The organism is Streptomyces tritici (genome assembly GCF_048500665.1).
Taxonomy (GTDB): domain Bacteria; phylum Actinomycetota; class Actinomycetes; order Streptomycetales; family Streptomycetaceae; genus Streptomyces; species Streptomyces tritici.
The window spans coordinates 5548945-5562564 of the sequence record NZ_CP183183.1 but is presented as its reverse complement, the minus strand read 5'-3'; the positions used below and the strand labels follow the sequence as shown (position 1 = coordinate 5562564).

The following is a 13620-nucleotide window of genomic DNA, read 5'->3' as shown; positions in this document are numbered from 1 at the left end:
CCGCGCACCCCGGGGTCGAGTCCCTTCCCGTCACCGGTACCTCAACGACGTCTGGAGCAGGAAGCGTTGAAGACATCAATGCCTGAACAGCGCCCCGTCCACGAGCTGTTCGCCGCGCGGGCCCAGGCCCGCCCCGACGCCCTCGCCGTGATCTGCGGCGCCCGGACGCTGACCTACGGCGAGCTGGACGCCCGCGCCGGCGGGGTCGCCAGGCTGCTGACGGACCTCGGCGTGGGCCCTGGTGTTCCCGTCGCGGTCTGCGTCGAACGGTCGGAGCACCTGATCGTGGGCCTGCTGGGCGCGCTGAAGGCCGGGGGCGCGTACCTGCCGCTCGACCCCGAGTATCCGGCGCAGCGCAACCAGTTCGTCCTGAAGGACACCCGGGCCCCGGTGGTGCTGACCACCCGTACGCTCGCCCCCGGGCTGAAGGACGGCGAGGCCCGCGTCCTGCTCCTCGACGAGCTGGGACCGGAGCCGGCCCGTACGGCGGGGCCGCCGCCGACGGCCGGTCCCCGGGACCTGGCGTACCTCATCTACACGTCCGGCTCGACCGGGACGCCGAAGGGCGTGATGGTCGAGCACGGCAACCTGACCAGCCACCTCCGCGCGATCACGGAGGCCTTCGCCTACACCGAGGACGACCGGACCCTCGTCTCGGTGAGCGCCGCCTTCGACGTATCCGTCGAACAGATGCTCGCCCCGCTCGTCCGCGGGGCGACCGCGGTCGTCCGGCCCGACGACGTCGTCGCGCCCCGGGACCTGATCCGGTACGTGCGGGACCACTCCGTCACCATTCTCAACACGACACCCGTCTATCTGGAGGCGGTGCTGCGCGAGAATCCCGACCTGCCCAGCGTCCGGCTCGTCATCTCGGGCGGCGACGTGTTCCGCCCCGAACTCGTCCAAGCGGCCCGCACCGGCCTCCCGGGACGCCGCGTGCTCAACGTCTACGGCCCGACCGAGGCGACCGTCACCGCCGTGGTCCAGGACGTCGGCGAGGTCGCCGAGGGCGAGCCCGTCCCCATCGGCCGGCCGGTCTCCGGCACCCGGGTCCATCTGGTCGACGAGGACGGCGACGAGGTCGCAGCGGGCGAGGTCGGGGAGATCGCCATCGGCGGGGACAGGGTCGCCCGCGGCTACCTCAACCAGCCCCTGCTGACCGCTCGGCAGTTCGTCCCCGACCGCTTCGGCCCGCCCCACGGACGGCTCTACCGGACCGGCGACCTCGGCCGGTGGCTGCCCGGCGGCTCGCTGGAGTTCCTCGGACGCGTCGACGACCAGGTCAAGATCCGCGGCTACCGGATCACGCTCGGCGAGATCGAGACGGCGCTGGCCGCCCTGCCCGACGTGTCCGGCGCGGTCGTCGTGGAGCGCCCCGACGCCGCCGGCGACAGCCGGCTCATCGGCTACGTGACGACGACGGGCGCCGGCGCCGCGAAGCCCGCCGAACTGCGCGAGGCGCTCCTGGCCGTGCTGCCCCGGTACATGGTGCCGGCGGTCGTCGTGGAGCTGGACGCCTTCCCCCTCACGCCGAACGGCAAGATCGACCGCGAGACCCTGCCCGAGCCGGCCCCGGCGCGCTCCTCGGCGCCGCAGGCCGCCGCCCGGCCGGCGAGCCCGGCCGAGGACCGGCTGGCGGCGATCTGGGCCGACGTCCTGCGCCTCGACAGCGTGGGCGTGCACGACAACTTCTTCGCGCTCGGCGGCCATTCGCTGCTCGCCTTCCAGCTCGCCTCCCGGGCCAGTGCCGCGACCGGCCGGGACATCCCGCTCAACGCCGTCTTCGAGCACCCGACGGTCGCCGGCATGGCCGCCTTCGCCGAGTCCCTCCGGCCGGCCGGCGACGGCGCCCCGGCGCCGACGCGCGACCCCGGGCGCACCGAAGGGCCGCTCTCGGCCGGGCAGGAGCGCCTGTGGATCGTCCAGAGCCTGGACGCCGAGGGACACCACTACAACGTGCCCTCCCTGTGGCACCTGTCGGGCGAGTTCGACGCCGACGCGCTCGAGACGGCGCTCGACGCGCTGGTCCGGCGTCACGAGATCCTGCGCACGGCCTTCGTCGCCGGGCCGGACGGCCCGCGCCAGATCGTCCGGCCGGCCGACGCGGCACGGCTGCGCCTGACGCACGAGTCCGTCGAGCACGCCGCGTTCCGCCCCGAGAACGGCATCCCCGCCCAGGCCCGTGCGTTCGCCGAGGAACCGTTCGACCTCGGCGACCCGCCCCTGGTCCGCGCCCGCCTCTTCACCGATGAACACCGTCCGGGCGACGGCCTGTTGCTGCTGGTCTTCCACCACATCGCGGTCGACGGCACCTCGCTCGCCACGGTGTTCCGCGACCTGGAGGCCCTCTACCGCCGGGCGGCCGGGGAACCGCACGCCGCGCTCGCCGAGCCCGCTCTGCAGTTCCTCGATTACGCGGTCTGGGCACGGCAGCGGACGACGGCGGGAGAGGACCGCGAGTCCCCGCTGGCGTACTGGCGCGACCGGCTGAAGGACCTGGCGCCTCTGGAACTCCCGGCCGACCGGCCGAGGCCCGCCTTCTGGTCCGGGCGCGGCGCCGCGGTGGACTTCGCGCTGCCCGCGGACGCGGTCGCGGGGCTGCGCGGCCTCGGCCGCGAGGAGAACGCGAGCTCCTTCATGGTCCTGCTGGCCGCCTTCCAGGTCGTCCTGGCCCGCTGGAGCGACCAGCGGGACATCGCGGTCGGGGCGGCCATGACCAGCCGCTCGCTCCCCGAACTCCAGGACCTCGTCGGCTTCCTCACCGACACCATGGTCCTGCGCTGCCGGGTGACGGACGGGCAGACCTTCCGCGACGTCCTGGCGGACGTCAGGGCCACGACCCTCGCCGCGATGGAGCACAACCAGGTGTCGTACGACCAGGTCGTCGAGGAGCTGCGACCCGAACGGCACCTGGACCGCAACCCCGTGTTCCAGGTGTTCTTCTCGCACGAGACGGAGAACGACGTTCCGCACTGGACGCTGCCGCGCGCCACGGCGACCCACCGCCACTGGCCGATGTCCTCGTCGAAGTTCGACCTCGACCTGACCTGTGTCGAGACGAAGCAGCGGATCTCCTGCTCCCTCACCTACGCCACGGACCTCTTCGACGCCGCCACCATGGAGCGGTTCGCCGGCGACCTGCAGTCCCTCCTGGGGTTCCTGGCGCGTACCGGCGGCCCCGACACCCCCCTCGCACAGTGGCAGCCGCCCACGACCCGAAAGGACGCCGGCTGATGCACACCAGGACAGCCGTCATCGCCACCGAGGCCCTCGTCCGCGACGGCATCCGGTCCATGCTGTCGGCCGACCGCACCATCAGCGTGGTGGGCGAATCCGCGCACGCGGACGACATGGCCGCCCTGCGACGACGGGCCCAGCCCGATCTGTTCATCATGGACGCGTCCACGCTCCCCGCCCGTGAGACCGTCCACGCAGGGCAGATCCGCACCCTGGTCGCCACGGCGGACCGCCCGCTGATCCTCCTGGCCGACGAGAACGTCCCCACCGACATGGAACTCCTCCGGCTCGGGGCCTGCGTCCTCAAGCGGGCGACCATGACCTCCACCGACCTGGTCTCCTCCGTCAAGCTCCTCGCCACCGGCTACGTGCCCGTCGAGCGCCGTCTCGCCCAGCAACTCGCCCGCCGGGCCCTCGAACAGCGGACCGACGAAGCCGCTCACCTCCGGCTCCTCACCCCCCGCGAACGGGAGGTCTTCCAGCTCCTCGCCCGAGGCATGTCCAACACCGAGATCGCCACCTCCCTCACCCTCGCCAACAGCACGGTCAAGACGCACGTCCAGCAGATCCTCAAGAGACTCGGCCTCACCAGCCGGCTCGAAGTGGTGATACTCGCCCACCGGCCCGGCCGCGCCACCCGGCCCCCGGCCGCCCACGCGCGGAACGGGCGGCGCATTCCGTCCCGGGCGGGGGACGGGTGAGGGCGCCCGGCATGACATGCTCGTGTTATGACGGGTGACCGCGACGACGCACGAGTGCCCGAACCGGGAAGCGAGCGCCTCGTGGAACCGGACGGGGCCTCCCTGTTCGCCACGAGCCGTTACCTGGCGCGCCGCCCTGTGACGACGGTGGGCGCCGGGGCTCCGGTGCTGCCGGTGGCCGGCGTCCAGGAGGTGCTCGACGGCCTGCCCGGTTCGGTGATCTTCCTGGTGCCCCTGTTCGGGCCGGGCGGCGAGGTGACCGACTTCCGGATCATGGCGGCCTCGCCCGACGCGACCGACGTCGCGGCCCGCCGCGGCAGGGAACTCGTCGGGCTGAGCATCCTGGACACCTACCCGACGGTGGCCGGAACGGAGCTGTGGGACGGCTATCTGCGGGCGCTGGAGAGCGGCGGCCTGTACGAGGGGGAGCCTTTCGAGTACGAGGAGATCCTCGCCGGCGTCCCCCGGCTGTCCCGCTTCGCCGTCCGGGCGGCCGCCTGCCAGGGCGGGCTGATCGTGTCCTGGGTGCGCCTGGACAGCGGCGAGCGCGAGCAGCGCCGCCTCACGGTGATGCAGCGGCTGGGCAGCATGGGCTGGGCGGACTGGGACCTGGTCCGGAACAGCATCACGTGGTCGGACGAGGTGTACGTGATCTTCGGCCGGCACCGGGCGCTGGGCCCGATGACGCTGGAGGAACTGCCCTCCCGCGTCGTCCCCGAGGATCTGGACGCGCTGGGCGAGGCCGTACGGCGGCTCCTTGAGGACGGCGTGCCCGTCGACCACGTCTTCCGCATCACCGCGCCGGGCGAGGACGTACGGCACATCCGCATCGTCGCCGAGGCCGAGGTGGACGCCCTGGGAGCGCCGGTGGAGGTCCACGGCTTCTTCCAGGACCTGACCGCGGCGAAGCGAGCCGAGGAACAGCTGCTGCGGCAGGAGCGCGCGGTCCTGGCCCAGCACGGGCTGCTCGCGGCGGAGCGGGAGCTGGCCGCCCGGCTGCAGCACGCGCTGCTGCCGCTGCCGCAGCAGTCGCTGCGCCTGGCCGGCCTCACCGTGAACGTGGCCTACCGGCCGCTGCAGGAGGGCCTCAACGTCGGCGGCGACTGGTACAGCGCCATCGAACTGCCGGACGGCAGCGCCCTGCTCGTCGTCGGCGACGTCGCCGGTCACGGCCTCGACGCGGTCGCCACCATGGCGCAGCTGCGGTTCACCGCCAAGGGCATGGCGATCACCGGGACGCCGCTCGCGCGGATCCTCTTCCGCCTGAACACGCTGCTGCTGCACGGCCCCGAGGGCAGTTTCCGGACGGCCACGATGATCGTGGCCCGCTACGACCCCGCCACCTCCCTGCTCACGTGGGTGTCGGCCGGTCACCCGCCCCCGCTGCTGCTGCGCGGCGGCGAGGCGCGCTACCTGCCGGCTCCCGAGGGCGTCCTGCTGGGCGCGATGACCGCGCCGCGGTACGAGGCGGCCACCCTGCGCATGCTGCCCGGCGACGAGCTGCTCCTGTACACGGACGGGCTGATCGAGAAGCCGGGCGAGGACATCGACCAGGGCCTGGACCGGCTGGCCCGTACGGCGGCCGACTGCGGCGGCGGAAGCGACGTCCTCGACGGGGTCCTGGGCTGCCTGCTCCGTCCGGACACGCGCCACGACGACGTCTGCGCCCTGCACGTACGACTCTGAGCCCGGGGCACGCCCCCGGGCTCAGCCCGGGACCGGCAGTTCGGCCCAGACGGTCTTGCCGTGCGGCTCGGGCCGGGTCCCCCAGTCCAGAGCGAGGTTGTCGACGATGAACAGGCCGTGCCCGCCGGTCGCCTCGGCCCGGTGGGCACGGGGCCGGGGCGGGTCGGGGCTGGGGTCGGTGACGGCGATGCGCAGTACCCCGTCGCGATGGTCCAGGGACAGGCGCAGGATGCCGCCGGCGTGCCGGGCGGCGTTCGACAGCAGCTCGGCGGCGACCAGGACGGCGTCGGTGTCATGCGCCGCGAGGTGCCACTCGGTCAGCGTCTGGCGTATCCATCCGATCCAGGCGCTGAACGCCCGGGCGTCCCCGGGCCCGTCGAGAGCGAGTTCGCCGTGGTGCACAGCGGAGGGCTGAAGCCCCATGACCGGTCCCCTTGGATGCCGTCGGCTTCTGTGAACCAGGCGACTGCCCACCGTCCGCGCGGCTACACGCCGTCGGGGCCGTCCGTCGTCACGCTGCGTCGCGCGCGGCCGCGGCCTCCTCGACCGTGGCGTGCACGGAGAAGCACACGGCGGCGCCCGTCACGCCCAGCACCCGCCGCACCGTCGGGCTCGGGGCGACCAGGGCGAACGGCACGGCGTCGAGGCGGGCGGCGTCCCGCACCGCCAGGAGGACGTTCAGGCCGGCGGCCGTGAACAGCTCCACGGCGTCGAGATCGATCGCGAGCAGGGCGGGACGCGAGTCCAGCGCGCGGAACAGGACCGCGCGGGCGGCGTCCTGCGTGCCTTCGTGCAGGTCACCGGCGAGGACGCAGACCACGGTGTCCCCCTTGCGCACGGTGTCGGCCTTGAGTTCGGACGCCGGCATCAACGGTTCGGCCCCCTGCGACGGATCGGTGCTCATGACCGCCTCCTTGCCGCTCGGTCGCCTCGGCGAGCCGCCGCAGGCGTGGCGGGCGGACTTCGGTCGGAGCTGTTACCACCGTACGCCCCTCCCGGTCCCGCCGCCGGGGGCGTCAGCCGCCGCGGCGCTGGTGGCCGCTGTCCCGGCGGAGCTGTTCGGTGCGGTGGACGACGGCGTGGACGCGCGCGGCGAGCTCGGGGTGCCGCGGCTCCAGGTAGCCGTGGGTGCCGGTCAGCGGGCCCACGAGGCTCGCGGCGTCGTCGTCGGCGAGGGCCCCGGCCAGATCGGCGAGCGGGGTGCGGGCGGCCGGGGGCAGGTCCGTGAGGGCCGCGATCCGGCCGGCGAGTCCGCGCAGGTCGGCGGCGTTGGCGCGGGCCCAGGCGGTGACGGTGCGGTCGGCGGCGCGGCGGTCCCGGGTGGCCTGGACGCGCTCCTCCCCCGTGCTGCCGGGGGTGCCGGGCCGGAGGCGCAGATAGCGGCGCTCGGCGGCCTGGCGGCTGGAGACGCCGAGGGGATGGGCCAGGTCCGCCCAGCTGGCGCCCGCCTCCCGGGCGGCCTCGATGAGGCCGGGCTCCCAGCCGGCGAGCTGGTCCCGTACCTCGCGCAGCAGCAGGAGCGCGGCGAGGGCCTGCTCCGGGCCGGCCGGCTCGGGGCCCGAGTACCGGTCCGCCGGCGTCTGCGCGGCCTGCACGGCCTCGTTGATGCTGGTCAGCGCGGCGGCCGCGGCGAGGAACGACGCCGGACCGGTCCCGCGCGGCGTCGGCGGCGTGGGCTGTTCCTCGGCGGTCATGGCGCCTCCTCCCCTGTGTCGTCGGAAGGACGACATCGACGGTTGTCATCGGATGGACGACATGCTACAACGGAAGCAGGTGAAGCGCATTGGCGAAGAGAGCCTGAGCAGCACTGGAGGTGTTCGACGATGTTGATGCGCACCGACCCGTTCCGTGAGCTGGACCGTTTCGCCCAGCAGCTGCTGAACACCAGCGGCACCTGGTCCCGGCCCTCGGCGATGCCGATGGACGCCTACCGGGAGGGCGACGAGTACGTGATCGCCCTCGACCTTCCCGGCGTCTCGACCGACGCCATCGACATCGACGTCGAGCGGAACATGCTGACGGTGAAGGCCGAGCGCCGGCCCGTCGCCAAGGCGGACGGCGTGCAGATGGAGCTCTCCGAGCGGCCCCTGGGAGTCTTCTCGCGCCAGGTCATGCTGGCCGACACACTGGACACGGAACACATCAGGGCGGACTACGACGCGGGCGTGCTCACCCTGCGGATCCCCATCGCCGAGCGGGCCAAGCCGCGCAAGATCTCCATCGGCGGCGGCTCCGAGCGCAAGGAGATCCGCGGCTGAGCCGTTCCGGCCGCGCCGTGACGCGGGGGCGGGACATCCCCTCCGGCCTCGCCCCCGCGCCGCCGGAACCCCGAGGAGGGGCGGCCGACACCCGAGAAGGGGGCAGCGATGCCGATGCGATGGGAGGCGTTCCTCGACCGGGTCGTGGAACGCGGTGAGTACGCCTCGGCCGAGGAGGCCGAGCGCGCGGCCCGCACGGTCCTGGGGCTGCTGGGCGCCCACCTGGTGGGCGAGGTACGGGCCGAGCTGGCCGCCCGGCTTCCGGAGTCCTTCGCGCTCATCCTGCTGAACCCGCTGCCCGCCGTCGAACCGCTCTCCCCCGAGCGGTTCGTCCGCGCCACGGCGGCGTGGATCGAGGGGGCCACGGAACGGACCGCGACCTGGGACGTGGGCGCGGTCCTCAGCGTGACCGCGGACGCGGCGGGCGAGGACATCACCCGCCGGATGCTGCTGCAGCTGCCCGCGGGATACGACCTGCTCTTCGGCCGCCCCCAGCACGCGACGGCCGCGGCGTCCCCGGCCTCCCGGGGGGACGTCCCGCCGCCGGACGCGGGCTGACCCGGGCCCGGGCCGCCGGTCGGCGGCCCGGGCCCTTCGCCGCCGGCCGCGGGCGCCCGCATGCCGACGCGGACCGCTCCGGGGATGCTCGGAACATGACCGGGAACGACATGACCGAGAACGAGATCAGACTCAAGGCCATCGCCGCTCTCACGGGCCTGCGCGCCGGAGTCGAGGAGAGCTTCGTCTCGGACCTCCTGGGCGAGGTGATCCCCACCCGGTTCACCGTGCCCGCCGACGCGGGCGTCGAGGAGGTCGGCACGGCGGTCCTGGGGCAGCTGTCGGCCCCCCTGAGCGCGCTGATCAGCGGCTTCATCACGGCGTTCGAAGCGGTCGCGGACGCCTACGACGGCACCGGCGCGGAGCCCCACACCGACAGCATCCTCCAAGAGCTGGCGCTGCGGCTGGCCGGCGACGACCTGGACTGACGGCCGGGCCCGGGCCGGGCCCGGCCGGGGGAGGGTCGCGCATTCTTCGCGGCCGACGGGGTACAGGCAGGTCCCCGGGTTCTCGCCGAGAGAGGCGCGCGTGCGGCAGGAGGAGACTGAAATGAACCTCGTCGAAGGTGCCCCCTCGACCGTGAGCATGCCACCTTCCGGCCCGCGCCCCCTGGGGGCCGGGGTCACGGCGCGTGCCGCGGGCGATCACCGGGGGCGGAATCTCCCCCCGGACCACACGCAGGCGATCCTGGAGGTCACCAAGGAGGTAGCCGCCGTCCTGAAGGGTTCGGGCTGCCCGTTCGCCCTGGTGGGCAGCGTCGCGGTGTACGCGTACGGCATTCCGGTGCGGCTGCAGCACGACGTGGATTTCGCGGTGCGCCGCGAGGACGCCGAAGAGGTCACCCGGCTGCTCGCCGAACGCGGCGTGGAGATCGTCGAGCCGCCCGAGGACTGGCTGGTCAAGGGTCGCAGACGCGGCGAGGACATCGACCTGATCTTCGCCCTGGCCGGCCGGCCGGTCACCTCCGAGCTCCTGGACCGCTCCGTGACCCTGCCCGTGGACTCGGTCCACATGCCGGTGATCGAACCGACCGACCTCATGATCGGGCGGCTCGCGGCCTTCTCGGAGCACCACTGCGACTTCGGGCCGCTGCTGCCCGTCGCGCGCGGGCTGCGCGAGCGCGTCGACTGGAACCGCGTCCGCGAGGAGACCGGCGACCGGCCCATGGCGGCGGCGTTCCTGTACCTGCTCGAACTGCTCGACGTCATCGACGGGCACGGCGACCGGGAGGACGGACGTACCGATGGCTGAACGCGACCCCCGAGCGGCCCACGGGGCCGCGCACGCCCATCCGGCCCACGAGGCCGAGTACCGGATCGCCCGGCTGCGGGACCGGCTCGCCGGTGACGACGTCGCCGAACTCGGCGTCCGGATCGAACTCCGCGGCGATTCCGTTCTGCTGACCGGCGCGGTGCCCACGGCCGCCCGGCGCGACGAGATCCTGCGGCTGGCGCGGGCGGAGCTCTCGGGGCTCGTCGTACGCGCCGACCTCACCACGCCGTCCGCCGACGCGCCCGACCGCGTGGAGAGGCTGCCATGACGGCGGACAGGACGGCCGGCACGGAAGCCGGGCACGAGGTCAGGGACGAGGTCAGGGTCGCGGCGGTCGGCGACATCCACCTCAGTCCGGAGTGCGCGGGACTGCTGCGCCCGGCGTTCCTGACCCTGCGCGAGCGCGCGGACGTGCTGCTGCTGGCGGGCGACCTGACCCGGCACGGCACCCTCGACGAGGCCCGGGTGGTGGCCGACGAGGTACGGGACCTGGGGATCCCGGTGGTCGCCGTGCTCGGCAACCACGACTACCACTCCGACGAGGAGGACGAGGTGACGGGCGCCCTCACCGACGCGGGCGTCGAAGTCCTGGAGGGCCGGTCGGTCACGTTCTCCGTCGACGGCCGCACGCTCGGGGTGGCCGGCGCGAAGGGGTTCTGCGGCGGTTTCGCGGGCCGCAGCGCCGGCGCGTTCGGCGAGCCGGTGATGAAGGCGTGGGTCCGCACGGCGCACGACGCCGCCGAGCGGCTGGCCGGCGCGCTCGAGGAACTGGCGGCCGACGACTGCGACGTGCGCATCGCGCTGACGCACTTCGCGCCCGTCCCCGACACGCTGTCCGGCGAGCCCGTCGAGATCTATCCCTTCCTGGGCAGCTACCTGCTCGCCGAGGCGATCGACTCCGTCGGCGCGGACCTCGCCGTGCACGGCCACGCCCATCTGGGCACGGAGCACGGCATGACGGCCGGAGGGGTGCGCGTGCGCAACGTCGCCCAGCCGGTCATCGACCGCGCCTTCGCGCTCTACCGGCTGCCGGTCCACGACCGTGCGCCGGCCGGGTGACGGGGTCCGTCGCGTCGTTTCCGGCCCCGCGCACCGGGCAGTCGCCCCCACGAACCCCGACCCATCGGACCTGAAAGGGGCCGTCATGCCTCGCGGATCGAGCTCCAAGCGGGAGCGGCAGTACGAGCACATCAAGGAGAGCGCGCAGAAGCGCGGGGAGAGCACCGAGCGCGCCAAGGAGATCGCCGCCCGCACGGTGAACAAGGAACGCGCCCGTTCGGGTGAGTCCAAGAGCGCGAGCAAGAGCTCCACCCAGGGCAAGTCCTCCTCCGCGCGCGGCGGGGAGCGATCCGGCCGGGGTTCGGACGGACCGACCTACGACGAGCTGTACGCCGAGGCGAAGCGCCGCGACGTCCACGGCCGCTCGTCCATGAACAAGGCCGAGTTGAAGCGGTCCCTCGGGCGAGGCTGATCCGCGCCGGGCCCGAGCCGGGGCACGATGGGCCACCCGTGGCCGTACCGCCCCACCGAGGAGAGCCGCATGCCGATCAAGCGGATGGACAACGTCCTCATCGTCGTCGAGGACCTGGACGCCGTCATCGCCTTCTTCGTCGAGCTCGGGATGGAACTGGAGGGCCGTAGACCCCTCGAAGGCCGCTGGGTGGAACGGATCATCGCGGTCGAGGACGTGCGGGAGGAGATCGCCGTGCTCCGCGTCCCCGGCGGCCCCGGCCGGGTCGAGCTGGCGTGCTTCCGGACGCCGAAGGCGATCCGCCAGGAGCCGGCGGACCCGCCGGTGAACACCCTCGGCCTGCGCCGGATCATGTTCGCCGTCGACGACCTCGACGACACCGTCGCCCGGCTGCAGACCCACGGCGCGGAACTCGTCGGCGAGGTGGTGCGGTACGAGGACGTCTACCGCCTCTGCTACCTGCGCGGCCCCGAGGGCATCGTCATCGGGCTGGCGGAGGAACTCGGCTGAAACCCCGTGCGGCGGGGGCCGGCCGGTCGGCCGGCCCCCGCCGCACGGCTGCTCACAGCGGCCGCCGCAGTGCCGTGCGGCCCGCGTCCCACGCCGAAGCGACCGCGTCGCCGAGGCATTCCTCCAGGAACTCCGTCGCCTCGATGCCGTACACCACGTCGTCGGCGAGCTCCGGTTCCTCGTCCAGCAGGCCGCCGACGACCTCCCGGCGCACCAGCTGCTCGTGGACGGCGTCGGCCTCCACGTGCTCGTCGTAGAAGTGGACGGCCGCCTCGCCCGCGCCGATGCGGCGCATGGCCGCCACCATCCAGGACGCCGCCGGCGACGAAGTGGCCTCCAGCAGCGCAAAGTGCCCGACGAGCGCGCCGCGTCGCGCGCGGTGCAGGCCGAAGAGCGACATCACGTTGACCGCCGCCAGGGCCTCCGCCCCGACGTGGTCCAGGTAGGCGCCGTAGGAGGCGTCGAGTCCGAGGTCGCGCATCAGGTCGGCGAACAGACGCGCGTGCATGCGCTCGGCCCGCCCGCAGCCGAACTCGTCGTACTGCACGGTCATCATCGCGGCCTTGGCGCGGCCGACCAGCCGGGGCACCACCCACAGGTGCGGGTCCGCCTCGCGGAGCTGGTACACGGACCGCAGCACCGCGTACTCGCGCAGATGGTCCGGCGTCCCGCGGTCCAGCAAGAAGCGGGTGACGGCGCCCCCGTCGGCCCCGTCGGCCAGGACCGCCTCGAACGCCTCGTCCACGCTCCCGTACCGCCCCCGGCGCTCGCGCAGCGCCTCCTCGAAGCGGTGCTCCAGCGCGCCGCGCAGGCGCAGCAGTTCCGGGTCCCATTCCTTGTCGTCGGTGACCCCGGCGAAGCCCCGGTAGTGGAGCTCGTAGCAGAGGTGGAGGGCCAGCTGCAGGTCCTCGCCGAGCGGATCGGCGCCCGCCACGTCCCCGCCGTCCGGGAGGCGGTCCCGGGAGGACTCCAGGTACTCCGCCACCGCCGCCGACAGGTCGCCGCGCGGGCCCGGGAGCCCGGGCGCGGGGCCGGTGCGCACGTCGAGTGCGTGGGGCGCCGTCATGACCGGGCCTCCTCGGCGGCGTCCCGCACCGCCGCCCGCGCCCGTGCCGCGGCGCCCCCGCGCTTGCGGGGACGGTGGCTGGTGTCGCAGAACGGCATCCGCAGGCTGCGCCTGCACGTGCAGAGGGCGACCATGGGCCGCTCGCACAGACGGGTCTCCCCGTCGGGCAGGACCACTTCGACGGGGCCCTCGATCAGCAGGGGGCCCTCGCCGACGACGACGACACGCGGGGCGGCGTTCTGGCTCTGCCGCCCCACGTCCTGCTCCTCCTCGTAGGACGTGCTCATGGCCGGTTCCTCCGCTCGGGTCGGTGTATCGTCACCCCGGCGTCTGCCCGGGCGGCCCCGCCGCCATGCCGACCGCTTCTCGCACCGCGGCGCCCCGGGCGCTCCCTACGCGCAGGCGGTCACGGCCCGGGACCGCAGGGAGGCGCCGTGCGACTCCCAGCCGAAGAGGCCGACCCGGCCCGTGATCTCCAGCAGCCGCACCATCTGGTGGCTGGGCGCCGCGAGCCGGACGCTGTGGCCCCGGTCCAGGGCCTCGTCGCGGGCGGCGAGCAGCACGTTGAGCCCGGTGGTGTCGCAGAAGGACGAGTTCCGCAGGTCGATCACGATCTCGGCGCCGTCCGGCGCCTGCGCGATCCCCGCGAACAGCAGGGCCCGCAGTTCGTCGGCGTGGTGCAGGTCCATGTCGCCCCGCAGGCCCAGGACGTACGGGTCCTCGGTACGGGTGTCCGTCTCGGTGTGCGGTGTGTGCTCCTGGTCGGATCCCATGACACACCTCCTCGTCACCCCGCGCATGCCCGGCCAGTGCGCCGGCACGCCTTGCGCGAAGGGCCGTACGGGTGAGGGCGCGGGCCGG

General features: G+C 73.9%; 17 protein-coding genes. 11 read left to right on the top strand and 6 right to left on the bottom strand.

The window, feature by feature from the left end:
- Positions 1-78 precede the first annotated feature (78 nt).
- Genes ACNJ93_RS25685 through ACNJ93_RS25675 form a run of 3 tightly spaced genes read left to right on the top strand, consistent with a single transcriptional unit; the run spans position 79 to position 5624 of the window.
- A complete protein-coding gene (locus tag ACNJ93_RS25685) occupies positions 79-3234 on the top strand; it encodes an amino acid adenylation domain-containing protein (RefSeq protein ID WP_418959806.1) in 3156 nt (1051 codons plus the stop codon).
- On the top strand, positions 3234-3938 hold the full coding sequence (locus ACNJ93_RS25680) for a LuxR C-terminal-related transcriptional regulator (RefSeq protein WP_418959805.1): 705 nt from the start codon (positions 3234-3236) through the stop codon (positions 3936-3938). Before ACNJ93_RS25685 ends, ACNJ93_RS25680 begins: the two co-directional genes overlap by 1 nt.
- Positions 3939-3965: 27 nt before the next feature.
- Entirely contained in the window at positions 3966-5624 is a 1659-nt protein-coding gene (locus ACNJ93_RS25675; protein ID WP_418959804.1) for a PP2C family protein-serine/threonine phosphatase, read from the top strand.
- Positions 5625-5645: 21 nt separating this feature from the next.
- Here ACNJ93_RS25675 and ACNJ93_RS25670 read toward each other — a convergent pair whose 3' ends face one another.
- From ACNJ93_RS25670 to ACNJ93_RS25660, 3 genes are all read right to left on the bottom strand, one after another.
- Positions 5646-6047, bottom strand: a complete 402-nt coding sequence (locus ACNJ93_RS25670; RefSeq protein ID WP_418959803.1) for an ATP-binding protein — start codon at positions 6045-6047, stop codon at positions 5646-5648.
- 88 nt (positions 6048-6135) lie between these two features.
- The gene (locus ACNJ93_RS25665) at positions 6136-6528 is read right to left on the bottom strand and encodes an STAS domain-containing protein (protein WP_418959802.1); all 393 of its coding nucleotides are present in this window, start codon (positions 6526-6528) and stop codon (positions 6136-6138) included.
- 112 nt (positions 6529-6640) lie between these two features.
- Positions 6641-7318 (bottom strand): type III effector protein, encoded by a 678-nt coding sequence (locus ACNJ93_RS25660; protein WP_418959801.1) that lies wholly within the window; start codon positions 7316-7318, stop codon positions 6641-6643.
- A 129-nt stretch (positions 7319-7447) separates the two neighbouring features.
- Here ACNJ93_RS25660 and ACNJ93_RS25655 point away from each other — a divergent pair, with 129 nt between their 5' ends.
- The 8 genes from ACNJ93_RS25655 (at position 7448) to ACNJ93_RS25620 (ending at position 11693) form a co-directional block, all read left to right on the top strand.
- A complete protein-coding gene (locus tag ACNJ93_RS25655; RefSeq protein ID WP_418959800.1) occupies positions 7448-7882 on the top strand; it encodes an Hsp20/alpha crystallin family protein in 435 nt (144 codons plus the stop codon).
- Between the two features lie 108 nt (positions 7883-7990).
- Entirely contained in the window at positions 7991-8440 is a 450-nt protein-coding gene (locus ACNJ93_RS25650) for a DUF2267 domain-containing protein (RefSeq protein WP_418959799.1), read from the top strand.
- A 95-nt stretch (positions 8441-8535) separates the two neighbouring features.
- Positions 8536-8868 (top strand): hypothetical protein, encoded by a 333-nt coding sequence (locus ACNJ93_RS25645; RefSeq protein WP_418959798.1) that lies wholly within the window; start codon positions 8536-8538, stop codon positions 8866-8868.
- A 157-nt stretch (positions 8869-9025) separates the two neighbouring features.
- A complete protein-coding gene (locus ACNJ93_RS25640) occupies positions 9026-9691 on the top strand; it encodes a nucleotidyltransferase family protein (protein WP_418961522.1) in 666 nt (221 codons plus the stop codon).
- A complete protein-coding gene (locus ACNJ93_RS25635) occupies positions 9684-9980 on the top strand; it encodes a hypothetical protein (RefSeq protein ID WP_418959797.1) in 297 nt (98 codons plus the stop codon). Before ACNJ93_RS25640 ends, ACNJ93_RS25635 begins: the two co-directional genes overlap by 8 nt.
- Complete coding sequence (locus ACNJ93_RS25630) at positions 9977-10771, top strand: metallophosphoesterase family protein (protein WP_418959796.1); 795 nt, start codon at positions 9977-9979, stop codon at positions 10769-10771. The genes ACNJ93_RS25635 and ACNJ93_RS25630 overlap by 4 nt, the downstream gene beginning before the upstream one ends.
- Before the next feature lie 85 nt (positions 10772-10856).
- On the top strand, positions 10857-11183 hold the full coding sequence (locus ACNJ93_RS25625; RefSeq protein WP_418959795.1) for a plasmid stabilization protein: 327 nt from the start codon (positions 10857-10859) through the stop codon (positions 11181-11183).
- A 69-nt stretch (positions 11184-11252) separates the two neighbouring features.
- Positions 11253-11693 (top strand): VOC family protein, encoded by a 441-nt coding sequence (locus ACNJ93_RS25620; RefSeq protein ID WP_418959794.1) that lies wholly within the window; start codon positions 11253-11255, stop codon positions 11691-11693.
- Positions 11694-11745: 52 nt separating this feature from the next.
- Here ACNJ93_RS25620 and ACNJ93_RS25615 read toward each other — a convergent pair whose 3' ends face one another.
- The 3 genes from ACNJ93_RS25615 to ACNJ93_RS25605 form a co-directional block, all read right to left on the bottom strand.
- Complete coding sequence (locus tag ACNJ93_RS25615) at positions 11746-12759, bottom strand: iron-containing redox enzyme family protein (protein WP_418959793.1); 1014 nt, start codon at positions 12757-12759, stop codon at positions 11746-11748.
- Positions 12756-13046: a CDGSH iron-sulfur domain-containing protein gene (locus ACNJ93_RS25610; RefSeq protein ID WP_418959792.1), complete on the bottom strand. Its 291-nt coding sequence runs from the start codon at positions 13044-13046 to the stop codon at positions 12756-12758. Before ACNJ93_RS25610 ends, ACNJ93_RS25615 begins: the two co-directional genes overlap by 4 nt.
- Before the next feature lie 105 nt (positions 13047-13151).
- Entirely contained in the window at positions 13152-13532 is a 381-nt protein-coding gene (locus tag ACNJ93_RS25605; RefSeq protein WP_418959791.1) for an STAS domain-containing protein, read from the bottom strand.
- Positions 13533-13620: the final 88 nt, after the last annotated feature.